This is a genomic window from Pseudomonas canadensis, assembly GCF_000503215.1.
GTDB lineage: Bacteria > Pseudomonadota > Gammaproteobacteria > Pseudomonadales > Pseudomonadaceae > Aquipseudomonas > Aquipseudomonas canadensis.
On the sequence record NZ_AYTD01000011.1, the window covers coordinates 324003 to 341491 of the forward strand.

General features: G+C 60.0%; 23 protein-coding genes. 14 read left to right on the plus strand and 9 right to left on the minus strand.

Going from position 1 to position 17489, the window contains the following annotated elements:
- Window positions 1–27: 27 nt before the first annotated feature.
- Window positions 28–867, minus strand: a complete 840-nt coding sequence (gene galU, locus U367_RS0106505; protein WP_028616217.1) for a UTP--glucose-1-phosphate uridylyltransferase GalU — start codon at window positions 865–867, stop codon at window positions 28–30.
- A 310-nt stretch (window positions 868–1177) separates the two neighbouring features.
- Here galU and U367_RS0106510 point away from each other — a divergent pair, with 310 nt between their 5' ends.
- Window positions 1178–1363: a hypothetical protein gene (locus U367_RS0106510; protein WP_028616218.1), complete on the plus strand. Its 186-nt coding sequence runs from the start codon at window positions 1178–1180 to the stop codon at window positions 1361–1363.
- A 142-nt stretch (window positions 1364–1505) separates the two neighbouring features.
- Window positions 1506–1787 carry a hypothetical protein gene (locus U367_RS0106515; RefSeq protein ID WP_016974790.1) on the plus strand — a complete coding sequence of 94 codons (282 nt, stop codon included), beginning with the start codon at window positions 1506–1508 and terminating at the stop codon, window positions 1785–1787.
- A 9-nt stretch (window positions 1788–1796) separates the two neighbouring features.
- On the opposite strand, the gene U367_RS0106520 is transcribed toward U367_RS0106515, so the two are convergent.
- From U367_RS0106520 to U367_RS0106535, 4 genes are all read right to left on the minus strand, one after another.
- A complete protein-coding gene (locus U367_RS0106520) occupies window positions 1797–2027 on the minus strand; it encodes a hypothetical protein (protein ID WP_028616219.1) in 231 nt (76 codons plus the stop codon).
- Between the two features lie 76 nt (window positions 2028–2103).
- On the minus strand, window positions 2104–2952 hold the full coding sequence (locus U367_RS0106525; RefSeq protein WP_394365117.1) for a c-type cytochrome: 849 nt from the start codon (window positions 2950–2952) through the stop codon (window positions 2104–2106).
- Between the two features lie 62 nt (window positions 2953–3014).
- Window positions 3015–3662, minus strand: coding sequence for a c-type cytochrome (locus tag U367_RS0106530; protein WP_028616221.1), 648 nt, complete (start codon window positions 3660–3662; stop codon window positions 3015–3017).
- Between the two features lie 176 nt (window positions 3663–3838).
- The gene (locus U367_RS0106535) at window positions 3839–4192 is read right to left on the minus strand and encodes a hypothetical protein (RefSeq protein ID WP_028616222.1); all 354 of its coding nucleotides are present in this window, start codon (window positions 4190–4192) and stop codon (window positions 3839–3841) included.
- Between the two features lie 214 nt (window positions 4193–4406).
- Here U367_RS0106535 and U367_RS0106540 point away from each other — a divergent pair, with 214 nt between their 5' ends.
- The 4 genes from U367_RS0106540 to ada all read left to right on the plus strand — a co-directional run bounded on the left by U367_RS0106540 (window position 4407) and on the right by ada (window position 6694).
- Window positions 4407–4709, plus strand: a complete 303-nt coding sequence (locus tag U367_RS0106540) for a DUF1883 domain-containing protein (protein WP_003191319.1) — start codon at window positions 4407–4409, stop codon at window positions 4707–4709.
- 25 nt (window positions 4710–4734) lie between these two features.
- A complete protein-coding gene (locus U367_RS1000000132030) occupies window positions 4735–4902 on the plus strand; it encodes a hypothetical protein (protein ID WP_162834920.1) in 168 nt (55 codons plus the stop codon).
- Between the two features lie 4 nt (window positions 4903–4906).
- Complete coding sequence (gene alkB, locus U367_RS0106550) at window positions 4907–5572, plus strand: DNA oxidative demethylase AlkB (RefSeq protein WP_028616223.1); 666 nt, start codon at window positions 4907–4909, stop codon at window positions 5570–5572.
- A 75-nt stretch (window positions 5573–5647) separates the two neighbouring features.
- Window positions 5648–6694, plus strand: a complete 1047-nt coding sequence (ada, locus tag U367_RS0106555) for a bifunctional DNA-binding transcriptional regulator/O6-methylguanine-DNA methyltransferase Ada (protein WP_028616224.1) — start codon at window positions 5648–5650, stop codon at window positions 6692–6694.
- On the opposite strand, the gene U367_RS0106560 is transcribed toward ada, so the two are convergent.
- Complete coding sequence (locus U367_RS0106560) at window positions 6691–7269, minus strand: CGNR zinc finger domain-containing protein (protein WP_028616225.1); 579 nt, start codon at window positions 7267–7269, stop codon at window positions 6691–6693. The genes ada and U367_RS0106560 overlap by 4 nt on opposite strands.
- A 173-nt stretch (window positions 7270–7442) precedes the next feature.
- On the opposite strand from U367_RS0106560, the gene U367_RS0106565 reads away from it, so the two are divergent.
- The 8 genes from U367_RS0106565 to U367_RS0106600 all read left to right on the plus strand — a co-directional run bounded on the left by U367_RS0106565 (window position 7443) and on the right by U367_RS0106600 (window position 15768).
- Window positions 7443–8321: an alpha/beta fold hydrolase gene (locus U367_RS0106565; protein WP_028616226.1), complete on the plus strand. Its 879-nt coding sequence runs from the start codon at window positions 7443–7445 to the stop codon at window positions 8319–8321.
- 109 nt (window positions 8322–8430) lie between these two features.
- On the plus strand, window positions 8431–9492 hold the full coding sequence (locus U367_RS0106570) for an NAD(P)H-dependent flavin oxidoreductase (protein WP_028616227.1): 1062 nt from the start codon (window positions 8431–8433) through the stop codon (window positions 9490–9492).
- A gap of 113 nt (window positions 9493–9605) precedes the next feature.
- Window positions 9606–10364 (plus strand): molybdate ABC transporter substrate-binding protein, encoded by a 759-nt coding sequence (modA, locus tag U367_RS0106575; RefSeq protein ID WP_028616228.1) that lies wholly within the window; start codon window positions 9606–9608, stop codon window positions 10362–10364.
- On the plus strand, window positions 10365–11045 hold the full coding sequence (gene modB, locus U367_RS0106580; protein ID WP_016974800.1) for a molybdate ABC transporter permease subunit: 681 nt from the start codon (window positions 10365–10367) through the stop codon (window positions 11043–11045).
- 5 nt (window positions 11046–11050) lie between these two features.
- Window positions 11051–12130 (plus strand): molybdenum ABC transporter ATP-binding protein, encoded by a 1080-nt coding sequence (gene modC, locus U367_RS0106585; protein ID WP_028616229.1) that lies wholly within the window; start codon window positions 11051–11053, stop codon window positions 12128–12130.
- Window positions 12131–12209: 79 nt separating this feature from the next.
- Window positions 12210–13247, plus strand: coding sequence for a DNA topoisomerase IB (locus U367_RS0106590; protein WP_028616230.1), 1038 nt, complete (start codon window positions 12210–12212; stop codon window positions 13245–13247).
- 124 nt (window positions 13248–13371) lie between these two features.
- Entirely contained in the window at window positions 13372–14994 is a 1623-nt protein-coding gene (locus U367_RS0106595) for an ATP-binding cassette domain-containing protein (RefSeq protein WP_028616231.1), read from the plus strand.
- A 69-nt stretch (window positions 14995–15063) separates the two neighbouring features.
- On the plus strand, window positions 15064–15768 hold the full coding sequence (locus U367_RS0106600; RefSeq protein ID WP_028616232.1) for a YoaK family protein: 705 nt from the start codon (window positions 15064–15066) through the stop codon (window positions 15766–15768).
- A gap of 146 nt (window positions 15769–15914) precedes the next feature.
- Here the strand turns inward: U367_RS0106600 and U367_RS0106605 are convergent, their stop codons facing one another.
- From U367_RS0106605 to U367_RS0106615, 3 genes are all read right to left on the minus strand, one after another.
- Window positions 15915–16268, minus strand: a complete 354-nt coding sequence (locus U367_RS0106605; protein WP_028616233.1) for a hypothetical protein — start codon at window positions 16266–16268, stop codon at window positions 15915–15917.
- A gap of 172 nt (window positions 16269–16440) precedes the next feature.
- Window positions 16441–16752 (minus strand): AzlD domain-containing protein, encoded by a 312-nt coding sequence (locus tag U367_RS0106610; RefSeq protein ID WP_028616234.1) that lies wholly within the window; start codon window positions 16750–16752, stop codon window positions 16441–16443.
- Window positions 16749–17444 (minus strand): AzlC family ABC transporter permease, encoded by a 696-nt coding sequence (locus U367_RS0106615; RefSeq protein ID WP_028616235.1) that lies wholly within the window; start codon window positions 17442–17444, stop codon window positions 16749–16751. The genes U367_RS0106610 and U367_RS0106615 overlap by 4 nt, the downstream gene beginning before the upstream one ends.
- Window positions 17445–17489 lie beyond the last annotated feature (45 nt).

Sequence of the window (17489 nt, forward strand, 5' to 3'; positions counted from 1 at the left end):
TTTGGACCGGGACGCTTACAGCTTGAATCAGTAAGCCTTGCCAGTCTTATAGAAGTGCTCGTAGCAGAAGTTGGTCGCTTCGATGTAGCCTTCAGCGCCGCCGCAGTCGAAGCGCTGGCCCTTGAACTTGTAGGCAATCACGCAACCGTCTTTGGCTTGCTTCAACAGGGCGTCGGTGATCTGGATTTCGCCGCCCTTGCCTGGCTCGGTTTCTTCGATCAGCTTGAAGATATCCGGGGTCAGGATGTAACGACCGATGATCGCCAGGTTCGAAGGTGCGTCTTCCGGTGCTGGTTTTTCAACCATGTCACGCACGCGGATCAGGCCATCGCCGATTTCGTCGCCCGCGATCACGCCGTATTTGTTGGTTTCCTGTGGGTCCACTTCCTGGACTGCCACGATGGTGCAACGGTATTTCTTGTACAGATCAACCATCTGTTCCAGAACACCCTTGCCTTCCAGGTTGACGCACAGGTCATCCGCCAGCACCACGGCGAACGGTTCGTCACCGATCAGCGGGCGGCCGGTCAGAATCGCGTGGCCGAGGCCTTTCATCTGGGTCTGACGGGTGTAGGAGAACGAGCACTCGTCCAGCAGCTTGCGGATGCCGACCAGGTATTTTTCCTTGTCGGTGCCCTTGATCTGGTTTTCCAGCTCATAGCTGATGTCGAAGTGGTCTTCCAGCGCGCGCTTACCACGGCCGGTGACGATGGAAATTTCGTTCAGGCCGGCATCCAGTGCCTCTTCGACGCCGTACTGAATCAGTGGCTTGTTCACCACCGGCAGCATCTCTTTGGGCATGGCTTTGGTCGCTGGCAAGAAGCGAGTGCCGTAACCGGCTGCTGGGAACAAGCATTTCTTGATCATATGAGTCCTTACAAAGGGCTGTGCGTACGGAATTCGGCGCAGTCTAATCAGGCCGCAGTCACCTTACAATGGGTCCTGCTGGCGTTGCGATGTCATCATAGAGAAAAAATCTCGGCGTAAGTTCCGCTGGCCTTATGGACCGCGCTCCCACCGCCGCGGCAAAAAACGGCTGCACCTCAATGTTTCAAAGGGCTGCACTCTTTTTAGCACGCTTTTGCAACCGGAACACTGACCTGGAATAACTTGCGCTGAATCGCTGCATTTGGCGCTATCATAAGGCCCTTGAACCACACCACGAGATACTTGATAGATGTCAGAACCAAAAGGCGTGAACGGCTACCTGATCACACAGCGAGCGGACGGTTGGCACTTGATCAACTTCCACGGTGACAGCGTCGCCGGGGTATTCCCGACCGAAAGCCAGGCTATCGCGGTAGCTGAGGTGTTTGTGGATGAAGCGGGCCACGCATCGAGCAAGCGGCCGAAGGGCAAGTAATCGTCCAAGCGCTGCGCAAAAGCCCCGTTTGACCGGGGCTTTTTTGTGTTTGTCTGTACGTACATGGCAGTTCGCTATAATCTCGCCGAAACGCCCCACGACAGTGTCAGCGCCCTTCCAACACCCTCGATGATGAACACACATGAACAAGATTCTGGCACTGACTGCGGTACTGGCACTCGCCGGCTGCACCACCACTTCTGACGTCTACCTGAAAAACGGTGAACAAGGTCTGACCATCGATTGCTCAGGCGAAGCCAATTCCTGGGCCAGCTGCTACGAAAAGGCTGACGCCTCGTGTGCCGGTACCGGCTACCGCATCGTCGGTACCGAAGGCACGCCGTCGCTCAAGGAAAGCGACAAGACCCTGGGGCAGGACGTGGGTAACTACAAGAGTCGCAGTGTAGTGGTGGTCTGCAAATAAGCTTGAGGCTTACAACTGAATATCGGCAAACTTGATGCCCAGGCTGCGGATGGTCTCCACCAGGTCATCCAGGCGCGCGAACGACTCGACTTCATCCTGATCGTCCACCAGGAAAAAACTGCAGCCGCCGCTTTTCTTGAAGAATACGATCCACTCCCCAAGATCGGCAGGGTTCTGGATGATGTGAGTGGCCGATATCTGGCCTTCGGCCTGGCGAGCCCTGACGTGTTCACGCTTCATGAAAGACTTCCCAAAAAGGCAGATGCCGCACAAACCGAGGGTTTGCGCGGCATTTTTGCATTGATCGGGTAACAGTTTAACGGATGCCCTGCCCGATCAGCACGCCTTCTACGTTTTGGCCGTAGAGATTGACGCCATCGTTGGCGTGGAACTTGACCCGGGTTTTCTCCACAGAACCGTCAACCAATCGCGGATCCTGCGGCCGTTCATGGCTGTTGACATAGGCTGCAACGTCCCAGGCTTGCTGGTCGCTCAAGCTGCCGCCCTTGCCCAGCGGCATGTTGTGTTTGATGAAGGACGCCGCCGTATTGATGCGGTGCATGCCGGCGCCCCAATTGTAGGAATCCTTGCCCCACAGGGGTGGCATCACATAGTGCTCACCGACCTTTTGGCCCTGCCCTTCGCCGCCGTGGCAGACCGCGCACTGCTCCTGGTACACCTGGGCACCCTGAGCCAGGTTATAACCCTTGGCCGGTTGCGCAACGTCTGGGTAGCCACGACCAGGCAGCTCGACACCCAGCGGTGCCTTGCTCGCCAGCCAGTAGGCATACACCGAAAGCGCGGCGATCTCAGAGCTGTCTGCGGCCGGGGGTGTGCCGCCGTTCATACTGAACTGGAAACAGCCCTGCAATCGCTCGGCAAAGGTATTGACCTTGTCGTTTTTCTTCCGATAGGCCGGGTACATCGGGTACGCAGCCCACAGTGGCGCCGAGTTGGCGAGACGACCCTGGTCCAGGTGGCAGTTGCTGCAGTTGAGTCCGTTACCGACATATTTCGGTGCCAGCCGCTGAGTATCCACGAACAACGCATACCCCTCTCTCACCAGCTTGCCGTAAGCATTGTCGGGCAGTTCGCTCTCTTGAGGCGGCCGGAATTGGCTGACCGCAGCGTGGCTGGCGGGTTGCAACTGTGATTGGTCTTCCATGGCGATCGTGGCGGCGTTAGCCGAGGGAACAGCCAATAGGCCCAAGGCTAATATCAACGGACTCATGGCTTGGCCTCCAGTTTCAGCGAAGCGAAATACTGGGCCACACCCTGCACTTCTTCTGCCGTGAGGGACTTAGCGATGTGCCCCATCAAGTCATTCGGATCGTTGTGGCGGGTGCCATTTTGCCAAGCCATCAATTGCGCTGCCAGGTAAGCGGCGGGTTGGCCGGCCAGGGGCGGGAATGCGTCACCGAGCCCCGTCCCTGCTGGGCCATGACAACTGGCACAGGCCGGAATCTGCCGTTCCCAGGCGCCTTGTTGTGCGAGCTTTTGTGCAGCATTGAGCGGCATATCGCCGCGATAGACCGCCTGTGGAACAGGCCCCGGCATTGCCGCCAGCGCCTGACTGACCGCCTCGATTTCAGCGTCCGTGAGCGCGTTCGCCACCGGCTGCATCACGGGATTTGAACGGCTGCCACCTTTGAAATCCTCCAGTTGTTTACGCACATACGGCGCGGGCAAACCCGCTAACCGGGGAAAGCCTGCTGCGGCCATCCCCGCGCCATCGGCACCATGACAGGCTACACACGGCATGGCACCCGGCTGCGAACCGCCCTCGGCAAAGATCTTCCTCCCCTCCAGCGCGTGGGCATTGCCCAATAGCAACATCAGCGCACTGCCCATCAGTACTCGTTCCAGAGACATCATCACGGCTCCATTTTATAGTTATATGCTTAGACTCTTACGGCATAAGCCTACAAATGGTAGGGGAATGACCCCCTCGCGACAACTCCAAAAACGCAGCACAAAAAAAAGCCTGGCTTTACGCATACGCGGCCAGGCTTTTTTATCGGATTGGAAGTCGCTGGGTTGAGCAGGCCAGATCAGCCGGAAATGCAGTCCTCGCCGGCCTTCTTCACGTCACCCGGACGGATCGGCACATTGGACATGCTCTCGTAAAGCTTGATGCTACTGCCACTGGAGCGCTCATCGATCTCGAAGATCGCCGAAGGATCGGCCGAGAATTTCTGCGGCACAATCACCTGCACACCGCCGTCCTTATGCGGTTCGATCTGCGGCGGCCGGCGAGTCGCCGACAGCTTCTGTACCACACACGCAGCGTATTCCTTCGGTTTTTTACCGGAAATCACTGCCAAGGTCGGAGGGGTCTGCTTGATATCTGCAACCGAAGCACACCCACCAATCGCCAGGGCCAGAACCAACACACTCCATTTCATACTAAAACCTCCGATAAAGACCCTACGACAGCGGACATGGTAATTTTCTCCCGCCCAAGTAGGATTTATCCCTGATAACTCGGTAAATAACTGTTTTAAATTGTCGACGTCGTTGAAGACGGGCCGATAATAAACACGCTGGGGCTGATAAACTCCATCTTAACCTACGTATCGTTCTGATTTTTCAGAAAAAGCCCTTCTGGAGTCTCCACCCATGAAATTCATCCACCAGCGTGAGCACCTCAACGAGGGCGACATTGTCGTCATCGAATGCTCTCAGACTTGTAATATCCGTCTGATGAGCGATGCGAATTTTCGCAGCTTCAAGAATGGCGGCCGTCACACCTATCACGGCGGCGCCTTCGACAAGTTCCCCGCCAAAATCACTGCGCCGAGCACCGGGTTCTGGAACATCACGCTGGACGTAGTCACGCGTCGCGCAATCAGCGTCACCCGCAAACCCGCGTTGTCCCACAAGATCCGCATTGTGCGTCGTACCAGCTCCAAGCTGAGCTGATCCGCACACTTCACAGGAAATAGCCGTGAACACCACTACCAAATACGTGATCAAGTACAAGCTCAACGGCGAACGCCGCTTTGAGTTCGCCCAGCTGCAGACCAATAGCGTGGAAGAAGCCAAGCAAGCCCTGGCGAAAATTCACGATGACAGTGATGAAATCACCGACATCAATGTGAGCAAGGCGCTGTAAGCCGATGCCCGGCCCCACCGCTGACCTGTTCGCCGACGACGCCCTGCAACAACCCGCAGGGCGTGAGCAAATTGGCGAACAGTCCTACGTATTAAGGGGCTACGCCCTGCCCTGGATTGAGCGCCTCCTGCCGGAGCTGCGGCGGGTGCTGGCTCAATCACCGTTTCGACAAATGGTCACACCCGGCGGCTTTACCATGTCGGCGGCATTGAGCAGTTGCGGAGACCTGGGCTGGACCACTGACACGTCCGGCTACCGCTACTCGCCACTCGACCCGCGCAGCCAGCAGCCGTGGCCGAAGATGCCAGATGTCTTGCGTCAATTGGCGGTGCACGCGGCGGCAGAGGCGGGTTTTCCCGACTTTGCCCCTGATGCCTGCCTGATCAACCGCTATGTGCCCGGCGCCAAAATGTCCCTGCACCAGGACAAAAACGAACGCCGCTATAGCGAACCGGTTGTATCTGTGTCGCTTGGCCTGCCGGCGATTTTCCTGTTTGGTGGACACGAACGCAGTGACAAAACCCGGAAAGTCTCACTGTTTCATGGCGACGTAGTGGTCTGGGGCGGCGTGGATCGCCTGCGCTTCCACGGAGTGATGCCGATCAAGGACGGTGTGCATCCGGTCATGGGGCCGCAACGCATCAACCTCACGTTTCGCACTGCCGGTTGATTTGACCGCAAGCTTCAGAGTGCCAGGTAGGCGCGGCGCGATTAATCTGAACGGAATCCGTCAGGAGTGCCAAGCATGACAACCGAACAGGACCCACGCTGGGCGGCGATCCTCGCCCGCGACCCCAAGGCTGATGCGCTGTTCGTCTACGGCGTGAAGACCACTGGCGTGTACTGTCGCCCCAGCAGCGCCTCACGTTTACCGCGCCCGGAAAACATCGAGTTCTTCGACACCCCGGTGCAGGCCGAAGCCGCCGGTTATCGCGCCAGCAAACGTGCAGCGGGAGACCAGACTCTGCTGGTTGCGCACCACGCGCAATTGGTGGCGCAAGCTTGCCGACATATCGAACAAGCCGAGACGCCGCCCAGCCTGAATGCGCTGGCCGCCCAGGCCAACCTGAGCCCTTTCCACTTTCACCGCGTGTTCAAAACCGTCACCGGCCTGACGCCTAAGGGCTATGCCACCGCGCACCGTTCGCGCAAGGTGCGCGATGGGCTCAAAAGCTCGCACTCGGTGACGGACGCGTTGTATGACGCCGGCTTCAATTCCAATAGCCGCTTTTATGAATCGGCTGACCAGCTTCTCGGCATGAAACCCAGCGACTACAAAGCTGGCGGCACTAACACGGCGATCTTGTTCGCTGTCGGGCAGTGTTCACTGGGGGCGATCCTGGTGGCGCAGAGCGCCCGTGGCGTCTGCGCGATTCTGCTGGGGGAGGATCCCGGCCAATTGGTGCGCGATCTGCAGGATCAGTTTCCCAAGGCCGAACTGGTAGGCGCCGACCAGCGCTTCGAGCAGTTGGTGGCACAGGTCGTGGGGTTTATCGAAGCACCTGCGCTCGGCCTGGACCTGCCCCTGGATCTGCGCGGCACGGCATTTCAGGAGCGGGTGTGGCAAGCCTTGCGCGAAATTCCAGCGGGGAGCACGGCCAGTTACGCGCAGATCGCAGAGCGCATTGGCGCGCCGAAATCGTTCCGCGCGGTGGCTCAAGCGTGTGGCGCGAACAGCCTCGCGGTCGCCATTCCCTGCCATCGTGTGGTGCGCAGCAACGGCGACCTGTCGGGCTATCGTTGGGGCGTGGAACGTAAGCAGCAGTTGCTGGAGCGTGAGCGCAAGGGTTAACCCAGCTTGCGCTTGCGAAACTCGGCGACTTTATGCCGGTTGCCACACAGCGCCATGCTGCACCAACGGCGCTTATGGGCCTTGGTGCGATCGTAGAACCACAACACGCATTCCGGATGTTCGCAGGTGCGGATCAGGTTGAAATCCCCGTCCACCAACAACCGCGCTGCGGCTTCAGCAATCATCGAGAAAAATTGCTCCGGGGTTTGCAGCTTGCGCTGACGCTCAACGCGTAGTTCCCCCGACGCCGGCCAAGCCAACTGCGGATGGCTGACGGCCTTGCGCAAAAAGCCATTCAGTGCGGCTGGATCGCCTTGCGCTCCTTCCTTGCGCGCTTCCAGCAATACACGGATCACCTCGCGCAACTCCCGGCCCACCCGGAGCAATGCGCCCGCTTCAAACACAGGCACCTGCTCCTCCTCAACCCACCCCAGGCGCACCAGCCAACGTTCGACGTCGGCATCGGACTGCCAGAAGTCATGCGGTTGGGCGTCGACATTGGCGCGCGTGTTGAGCATGTCCAGCACCGGGTCGTCGGCGAGTACATAAGGTTCAAGGGAGGCTGGGATAGTCATGGTCATTCCTCGTCAGGGCGTCGACATAGTAACCGCTATCTAGCCACTTGGATAGTTACACAAAATTAATCTGAAACCGTTATAAATAGTTTGACAGGTTACTTTTTTCGGCACAGCCTTTGAAAGCGGTAACCAGTATATAAATCCAATCAAGTTACAAAGGTGCTCTCATCATGACCCTTCCAAGCTCCGTCGTTCACTACCGCCATGTCGATGCCGACGGCGTACGCATGTTCTACCGCGAAGCCGGTGCCCCCTCCGCGCCGGTCATGTTGCTGCTGCACGGTTTCCCCAGTTCGTCGCATATGTACCGCGACCTGATCCCGTTGCTCGCTACGCGCTTTCGGGTGATCGCACCGGATTTGCCGGGTTTCGGTTTTACCGAGGTGCCTGCCGAGCGCGACTACCACTACAGCTTCGATAACCTGGCGATCACCGTCGGACATTTTGTCGATGCGCTGGAATTGACGCGTTACGCGCTGTACGTCTTCGACTATGGCGCACCAGTAGGTCTACGCCTGGCAGTGGCGCACCCGGAACGGGTCAGCGCGCTGATCTCGCAAAACGGTAACGCCTACCTGGAAGGTCTGGGGGACGCCTGGGCACCGATTCGCGCCTACTGGGCCGAACCAAGCCAGGCCAACCGCGAGGTGATCCGCAATGCGGTAATCAGCCTGGAAGGCACGCGCTACCAGTACCTGCACGGCGTGAATCAGCCCGAGTTGGTGGCACCGGAGTCCTACATGCTCGACGCACTGCTCATGCAGCGACCCGGCAATGACGAGATCCAGTTGGACCTGTTCCTCGACTACCGCAACAACCTGACGCTGTACCCGGCGTTCCAGGCCTTCTTCAAGGCCAAGCAAGTGCCAACACTGGTGATCTGGGGCCAGAACGATCCGTTCTTCATCCCGCCAGGTGCACACGCCTATCAAGCCGACAACCCAAACGCGGTGGTGGAACTGCTCGACACCGGCCACTTCGCCCTGGAAACCCATGCGGCCCATATCGCCGAGCGGATTCACGCGGTGCTGGGAGACGCCTTCAACTAATGGCACATCACGAAACGTGCCGCTCGTCCAGTGAATAAAACAGAGTGGCCGGGTGTCATGGGCCCTGCTAAAACAGGGCAAAGCCTCACTAACGCTGGAGAGACATCCCATGAGCACCTGGCCAGACACCCGCATTATCGATCTGCTGGGGATCGAACTGCCCATCATCCAGGCGCCCATGGCCGTGGGCACCACCACGGCCATGGTCATCGAGGCCAATAGAGCTGGCGCGCTGGGCTCATTGCCAGCGGCCGCACTGAGTCTCGCGCAACTGCGCGAAGCGCTGGCCGCTATCCGTGAGGCCAGCCCACGCCCGATCAACGTCAACTTCTTCTGCCACCAGCCGCCAGCCCCCGACGCAGCGCGTGATCGGCGCTGGAAGGACTTGCTGGAACCCTACTACCGTGAATTGGGTGCCGATTTTGAGGCGCCGACGCCCGTGTCCAACCGCGAACCGTTTAATGAAGCGGCTTGCCAAGTCATCGAGGAATTCCGTCCCGAAGTCGTCAGTTTTCACTTCGGCCTGCCAGAAAAAGCCCTGTTGGATCGGGTAAAAGCCACGGGTGCGAAAGTGCTGTCCTCGGCCACCACCGTGGAAGAAGCAATCTGGCTGGAGCAGCACGGCTGCGACGCGATCATCGCCATGGGCAGTGAAGCGGGCGGGCATCGTGGCTTGTTTCTCAGCGATGACCTCAATACCCAGATCGGCCTGTTCGCCCTGCTGCCGCAAGTGGTCGACGCCGTCAGCGTGCCGGTGATTGCCGCCGGCGGGATCGGGGATGCACGCGGGATTGTCGCGGCCTTTGCCCTGGGCGCCTCGGCGGTACAGATCGGCACGGCTTACCTGTTTACGCCTGAAGCCAATGTCACGCCTTCGCACCACCACGCATTGCGCCATGCCCAGGCCAGCGAAACCGCGCTGACCAACCTGTTCACCGGTCGTCCGGCACGGGGCATCGTCAACCGGGTCATGCGGGAGTTGGGTGCAATCAACCCAGCCGCGCCGGCATTCCCGACCTCCGGCGGCGCATTGATCCCGCTCAAGGCCAAGGATGAAGCAGGTTTCAGCAATTTATGGTCCGGCCAGGCGCTGCGCCTGGGCAAAGACACCACCACCTATGACCTGACGCGCGAACTGGCGGAGCAGGCCTTGGCCAAACTCAACCCGTAGAACCTGTGGCAACTTTGCACTGTACCGGCAATGGCCAACCGCTATATATTCACATACATAGCGGTTAAGCCTTCTACCTATAACAAGCCGTACACCCTCAGAGGAGCTGCTTCATGAAGATTCACGCCTCACGCCTGGCCATCCTGGTCGCTGCCCTCGCCTTCGGTTCGGCCCATGCCGATGAAGTCCAGGTGGCCGTCGCCGCTAACTTCACCGCACCGATCCAGGCGATTGCCGCCGACTTCGAAAAAGACACCGGCCACAAACTGGTCGCAGCCTACGGGGCCACCGGCCAGTTCTACACCCAGATCAAGAATGGTGCGCCGTTCGAAGTATTCTTGAGCGCCGACGACACCACGCCGCAAAAGCTCGAAACCGAAGGCGACACCGTCAAAGGCTCGCGCTTCACCTACGCCGTCGGCACCCTGGCGTTGTGGTCCGCCAAGGAAGGTTACGTCGACGCCAAAGGTGAAGTGTTGAAGAAAAGCGAATTCAAGCACCTGTCGATCGCCAACCCGAAAGCTGCACCTTACGGCCTCGCCGCCACCCAAGTGCTGGCCAAGGAAGGTCTGACCGAGAAGGTCAAAGACAAGATCGTCGAAGGCCAGAACATCACCCAGGCCTACCAGTTCGTGTCCACCGGCAACGCAGAGCTGGGCTTTGTGGCCTTGTCGCAGATCTACAAAGACGGCAAAGTCACCAGCGGTTCGGCGTGGATCGTTCCCGCCGCCATGCATGACCCGATCAAACAGGACGCGGTGATCCTCAACAAGGGCAAGGACAGCGCCGCTGCCAAGGCGCTGGTCGACTACCTCAAGGGGCCTAAAGCCGCTGCCGTCATCAAGTCCTATGGTTACGAGCTGGCCAAGTAAATGCCGTTATCGAGTGCCGATTTTTCCGCCATCTGGTTGACCATCAAGCTGGCGTCACTGACTACCGTGATCCTGCTGATCATCGGCACTCCGATTGCCCTGTGGTTGTCACGCACCCGTTCCTGGTGGCGCGGCCCCATTGGCGCCATCGTCGCTCTGCCGTTGGTGCTGCCACCGACGGTGATCGGTTTTTACCTGCTGTTGACCATGGGGCCCAATGGCTACTTCGGGCAGTTCACCCAATGGCTGGGCCTGGGCACCCTCACCTTCAGCTTCGCCGGGTTGGTCATTGGCTCGGTGATCTATTCGATGCCGTTTGTGGTGCAGCCGTTGCAAAACGCCTTCTCCGCCATCGGCACACGCCCGCTGGAAGTGGCCGCAACCTTGCGTGCCAATCCTTGGGACACGTTCTTCACCGTCATCTTGCCCCTGGCGCGGCCAGGGTTTATCACCGCCTCCATCCTGGGTTTTGCGCACACCGTCGGTGAGTTCGGCGTGGTGCTGATGATTGGCGGCAATATCCCGGACAAGACCCGGGTGGTGTCCGTGCAGATCTACGACCATGTGGAAGCCATGGAGTATGCCCAGGCCCATTGGCTGGCCGGCTCCATGGTGGTGTTCGCGTTCCTGGTGTTGCTGGCGCTGTATTCCAGCCGTAAAACCAAGATGGGCTGGAGTTGATGTCGATGATTGATATACGTCTGCAACTCAAGTATTCGGGTTTTGCCCTGGAGGTTGACCTGCATTTGCCCGGTCGCGGTGTGACGGCGCTGTACGGGCATTCCGGTTCCGGCAAGACCACCTGCCTGCGCTGTATCGCCGGGCTGGAGCGCGCCGAAGACGGGTTTGTCCAGATCAATGATGAAGTCTGGCAAGACAGCCGCAACGGATTGTTCGTACCGCCCCATAAACGCGGCCTGGGCTACGTGTTTCAGGAGGCCAGCCTGTTCCCGCATCTGTCGGTGCGGGCCAACCTGGAGTTCGGCCTCAAGCGCATTCCCCGTCAGCAACGCCGTGTGGATATGGCCCATGCCACCGAATTGCTAGGCATCGGCCACCTGCTCGACCGCCATCCCCAGCACCTTTCCGGCGGTGAGCGCCAGCGCATCGGCATCGCCCGCGCCTTGCTCACCAGCCCCCGTCTGTTGTTGATGGATGAACCCCTGGCCGCCCTCGATAGCCAGCGCAAAAGCGAGATCCTGCCGTACCTCGAACGCCTGCACGATGAACTGGATATCCCGGTGCTGTATGTCAGCCATGCCCAGGATGAAGTGGCGCGCCTGGCCGATCACATCGTCTTGCTCAGCGACGGCAAGGCGCTGGCCAGCGGCCCCATCGGCGAAACCCTGGCGCGGCTCGACCTGCCCCTGGCGCTGGGTGACGATGCCGGCGTGGTGATCAACGGCGCGGTCAGTGCCTATGACGATCACTATCAGTTGCTCACCCTGCAACTGCCCGCGAGCACCTTGCACATGCGTGTAGCCCATGCGCCGTTGGCGGTGGGCAAAGCGTTGCGTATCAAGGTGCAGGCGCGGGATGTGAGCCTCAGCCTGCAAGCGGAGGAACACAGCAGCATCCTCAACCGCCTGCCGGTTACGGTCACGCAAGAGATTTCGGCAGACAACAGCGCGCATGTGCTGGTGCGCCTGGACGCGGGTGGCACGCCGTTGCTGGCGCGCATCACGCGTTTCTCCCGCGACCAACTGCAACTCCACCCCGGCCAGAGACTCTGGGCACAGATCAAGGCCGTCGCGGTGTTGGCGTAAGCAACCTTTTGGCACGACCGCACACCGCTGCGGTCCATCAGACATACCGGCCTGATTTGTTGCCAAGGAATCCCGCCCCATGTCCGACTCTGCGCTGCCCCGCGACCTGCATTACGTTGACGACACCCAGCCCGGCATACGCCGCAAGACGCTGCGCGGCAAGTTCCAATATTTCGACCCCAAGGGCGAACGCATCACGGATGCCGACGAGATCAAGCGCCTCAACGCCCTTGCCGTCCCGCCGGCCTACACCGATGTGTGGATCTGCGCCGACCCGCGCGGCCATCTGCAAGCTACCGGCCGCGATGCACGCGGGCGAAAACAGTATCGCTATCACGCGCGTTGGCGCGAAGTGCGGGACACGGACAAGTATTCGCGGCTGCAGGAATTCGGCAGTGCACTGCCGAAATTGCGCAAACAGCTCGAAGCGCAGATAGCCGAGCCCGGATTTACCCGCGAAAAGGTGCTGGCCACCGTGGTGACGCTGCTGGACGCTACGCTGATCCGCGTCGGTAATACCCAGTATGCCCGCGACAACAAGTCCTATGGGCTGACCACCCTGCGCACCCGTCATGTGGATGTAAAAGGCAGCGAAATCAAGTTCCAGTTTCGCGGCAAGAGCGGCGTCGAGCACCAAATCAGCGTTAAGGACCGGCGACTGGCGACAGTGGTCAAACGCTGCCTGGAATTGCCGGGCCAGAACCTGTTCCAGTACCTGGATGAGGATGGCGAGCGGCACACCGTCAGCTCCCAAGACGTGAATGATTACCTGCACAAACTCACCGGCGCCGACTTCACCGCCAAGGATTACCGCACCTGGGCCGGCACCGCCATGGCGTTGGCCGTGTTGCGGGAACTGGAGTGGCAGCCCGAATCCGATGCCAAAAGGCATGTTGTGTCGATGGTCAAGGATGTCGCCAAGCAGTTGGGTAACACCCCGGCGGTGTGCCGCAAGTGTTACATCCACCCTGCCGTGCTGGAGCATTTCAGCCTCGGCGAACTCTCCAAGTTGCCCAAGCCGCGCCTGCGCAAAGGGCTCAAGGCCGAAGAAGTGGCCTTGGCGATGTTTCTTGAGCAATTGGCGGCGGACTTGCCGAAAAAAGCCAAGACGGGTTAGGCTTTGCCTCCCTTCTGATCTGCAGGACGACCGCCGACGTGAACCACTAAGCCTTCCAAAATGTATCTGCAACGAGCCGCCTGGCGCGCTTGTTGGCCTGTCCGACATTTTTTTGGAGGTGCTGATGACTGACGTCAACCGGCTGCCCGTCCTTGTTTCCCTGCAACACCTGAGCTTCCAGTTCGCCAATGGCGAAACCCTGCTGGATGACTTGACCCTGTCCATCGATCACACACCTACCGGCATTGTGGGGCGCAATGGTCGAGGTAAAAGCATTCTCGCCCGCTTGATCGCTGGGCTGCTGGCGCCCTCCTCTGGCTCGCTGAATGGCCCAGGCCGAGTGATCTACGTTGCGCAGAGCATCGCGGTTGCGCCAGGGGAAACGGTCGCCGATCTCACCGGCACCGCAGAGATATTGGCAGCCCTTGAACGCATGACCCGAGGCGCCGCACAGGTCGAAGACCTGGAATTGATCGACGACCGCTGGGACCTGGCCGGACGCTTGCGCAGTGCCTTGGACGGCGCGGGGCTGTCGCAGCTGGCTTCTGATACCCCGGCCGACCAACTCAGCGGCGGCCAGTTGGCCAGGGTCGCTATCATCGGCGCGCTGCTGGCCGCGCCGCCGCTGCTGGTGCTCGATGAACCTACCAACCACCTCGACAGCGAAGGCCGCGCCTGGCTGCTTCGTGTGCTCAGCGCTTGGCGTGGTGGCCTGGTGGTGGTCAGCCATGATCGGCAATTGCTCAACGCCATGGCGCGCATCATTGAACTGTCGCCCCTGGGCGTAAACGTCTATGGCGGCAACTACGAGGCCTATCGCCTGCAGCGTGATGCCGAACAACAGGCCGCCATCGCCGCGCTGGACCATGCACGCCTGGAGCGCAGCCGCGAACGGCGGCGCCTGCAAAAGGAACACGACAGCCTGCAACGCAACGCCGCGCGCTCACGCAAGCATGCGGAAACCGCCAACGTCGACCGTTTCACCAAGGCGCGCTGGAAAGGCGCCGCCACGGAAATCGTCAGCACCGTGCGCAGCGCGCATTGGCAACATAAACACGAACTGGATACCCAGGTGCGCCAGGCTTATGAACGGGTCGAAGAAGAAACGCCGACGCTGTTGGCATTGCCCGCATCAGCGGTGCCCAACGGGAGGCAGGTGTTGTCGTTGGTGGACGCACAGTTGCCGTGGCTGCCGTCGACCTGTCTGAATGTGCATCTCGCAGGTCCGGTGCGCGTTGCCGTACGTGGGCCGAACGGCTGCGGCAAGTCCACGTTGCTGAAGGTACTGGCCGGTAAATGGCAGGCCGTCGCGGGTGAATGCAAGGTGCATCTGCCCTGCGCCTACATTGATCAGCACCTTGCGCTGCTGGACGATCAGCGCTCCATCGTCGAACACCTCAACCTGCTCGACACCCCCCTGGCCGAAGCCGAATTGCGTACACGCCTGGCCTTGCTGCAACTGGATGCCTTGCGCGTCACCCAACCCACCGGGCAACTCAGCGGTGGCGAACGCTTGAAGGCCGCGATGGCAATTGCCTTGTGGCGCGAAGTGCCGGCGCAACTGCTGTTACTGGACGAACCGACCAACCACTTGGACCTGGAGTCGGTGATGGCTTTCGAGCAGGCGCTGCAAGGTTTCAACGGGGCAATGCTGGTGGTCTCCCATGACGCGGCGTTCATTCTATCGATCAAGCCCACCCATTTCCTGGATTGGCACCACACAGGTTGGTCGTTGGAAGCTGTCTGAGGTCATTGCACGCGCGCTGAAAGCGTCCTACGGTAGTGGCCGGATAATCTCACCGAGGAACCCGGCCCTATGCTGCCTTCGCCCCGCAAGCCTTACGCCAATGCTGCACTCGCTCACCGGCAACGCTGGCGGGGCCGAGTCGGGCTGATGCTAGTGGCCAGCCTGTCGGTACTGGCGGGCATGACCGACGCCATCGGCTTCATGGCGAGCGGCGATTTCGTTTCGTTCATGAGCGGCAACACCACGCGTCTGGCGGTGGCGATCAGCGCGGGGGATCTTGGGCTGACCGGACGGCTGTTGTTGCTGGTCGCGACATTTGTGGTCGGCAACGCGTTGGGGGTGGTGGTCAGTCGAATGAGCCGTCGCCACGCCTTGCCGTTGCTGCTGTGTATTGCGGCGTTGTTGTGCGGCGCGGCATGGCTGCCTTATGCGGACGCGCTGCCCGCGCTGCTGGCGGCGATCATCGCGATGGGCATGCTTAATGCCGCTGTGGAAGAGGTCAACGGTTTGCCGGTGGGGCTGACTTATGTCACCGGGGCGCTTTCGCGTTTTGGTCGTGGGCTGGGGCGCTGGTTGCTCGGAGAGCGACGCAGTGGCTGGCGCGTACAGTTGATCCCATGGGCAGGCATGTTCGTGGGGGCGGTGATTGGCGCACTGCTGGAACAGCAGATGGGCTTGAAAGCGCTGATGGTCAGCGGCGTGTTGGCGGGGTTGCTGGGGTTGGTGTCACTGAAGATTCCCCGTCGCTGGCACTTGGGCTACATGCCGCGTTGAAGAAAGGAAGGGATGCTCGCCCGACGTTTAGGCCTCGACGTCCGTGTACTGGTAAAGAGCCATCATGTCGGGCGAGCGGGTGAATCATAAGCTAATGCCCGGCGGCTGTCGTGCCAGGCATTTCCTAAATCGTCTAAGGCAATGGATTACAGGCAGGTCGCGAGTGCGGCCAAACGACGCTTGGCGGGCATGTTGTCTTCTGCGGCGTAGTACTTGATGGAAGAACCGGCACCCGCGCTTTGCACATCAACAAAGTAATCGCCAGCGGTGGTGTACACGGTGTAACCGCCCGCCTCGATCGGTTCCTTGAAGCCGCCGGCATCAACGCCGAACACACTTTCGTCCTGCCAGCCGAACTGCACGCATTCGGCAACGACAAGGGTGGCCTTGTCCGACGCCAGGGTCTTGTAGGGCGTTCCTGCGCGCGCTTCTTTCATCTTCGAACCCGCGCAACCGGCCAGGGCCGCCAGTACCAGTGCGCCAATTACCACCTTGTGCATGCCATTGCTCCGTTGGAAAAAAACGCGACTGTAACATTGCCGCGTACCGGACTGACGACTGCATGAACTTTGTTTCACTGTAAAGGGAGAAGGCGCGGCCTATATTGGCCACGCTCATTTTTAGAAGTCTGCCTTCGGCCCGCCGTCCCGCGGGCTTTTTTTCGCCTGGGTTTTAGAGCAACCAGCGGAACAGGTAGAACAACGCCATGCTCAACAACACGGTGACCAGCACATTGCGCGTCCAGTACATCAGCCCCACCGCGCTGATACCCGCCAACAGGTAAGGGTTGGCCGGGCTCAGGTTCAGATGATGATCCGCCAGGAAAATGATCGGCCCGCAAATTGCCGTGAGCATGCCCGGCACTGCAAACCCGAGAAATTCCCGCGCCCCTCGGTTGAGGCGCACTGGCAGGCGCGGCTCGATAAACAGGTAACGGTTGAAAAAGACCACCAGGCCCATCGCCACGATCATGATGTAGATCATTGCTGCCCTACTCCCAGTCGCTTGCAGGCATAACCCGCGCTCATGCCCAGTACGCCGGACACCACGACCGCCGATTCCCAATGCAGGAAACTCAGCCACACCGAAAACACCAGTGACACCGCCACGCAGACCACAGTGGGGACGTCACGCACCACCGGCGTGATCAGCGCGATAAAGGTGGCGGCGATGGAAAACTCCAGGCCCAGTTGGTCAAGACCGGGGATGCTCTTGCCGAGCACGATGCCGGCCAGAGTGAACAGGTTCCAGGCGATATAGAACGTCAGCCCCACACCCAGCGCATACCAGCGGTTGAAGGTCTCACGGTCGTAGTGGCTGACCAGTGCGAAGAATTCATCGGTGAGCAGAAAGCCCAGGCTCATGCGCCAGCGGGTCTTGAGCGGCGACAAAATCGGACGCAGGTGCATGCCGTAGAGCAAATGCTGGGAGGTCAGCAGCAAGGTGGTCAACACGATTGAAATCAGACTGGCGCCACTCTTGACCATGCCGATGGCGACCAATTGCGCCGCACCGGCAAACACGATGGCGGACAACCCCTGAGCTTCCAACGGGCTGAACTGCGCATCGATGGCCATGGAACCGGCCAGCAGTCCCCAAGGCGCGCAGGCCAGGGACAAGGGAATAACGGCAATGGCGCCGCGAGCGAAGGCGTAATGCGGTAAGGCGGTAGGCATGGAAACGGCTCATCGACAGACAGTCGACAAGCATGCCAGCACAAC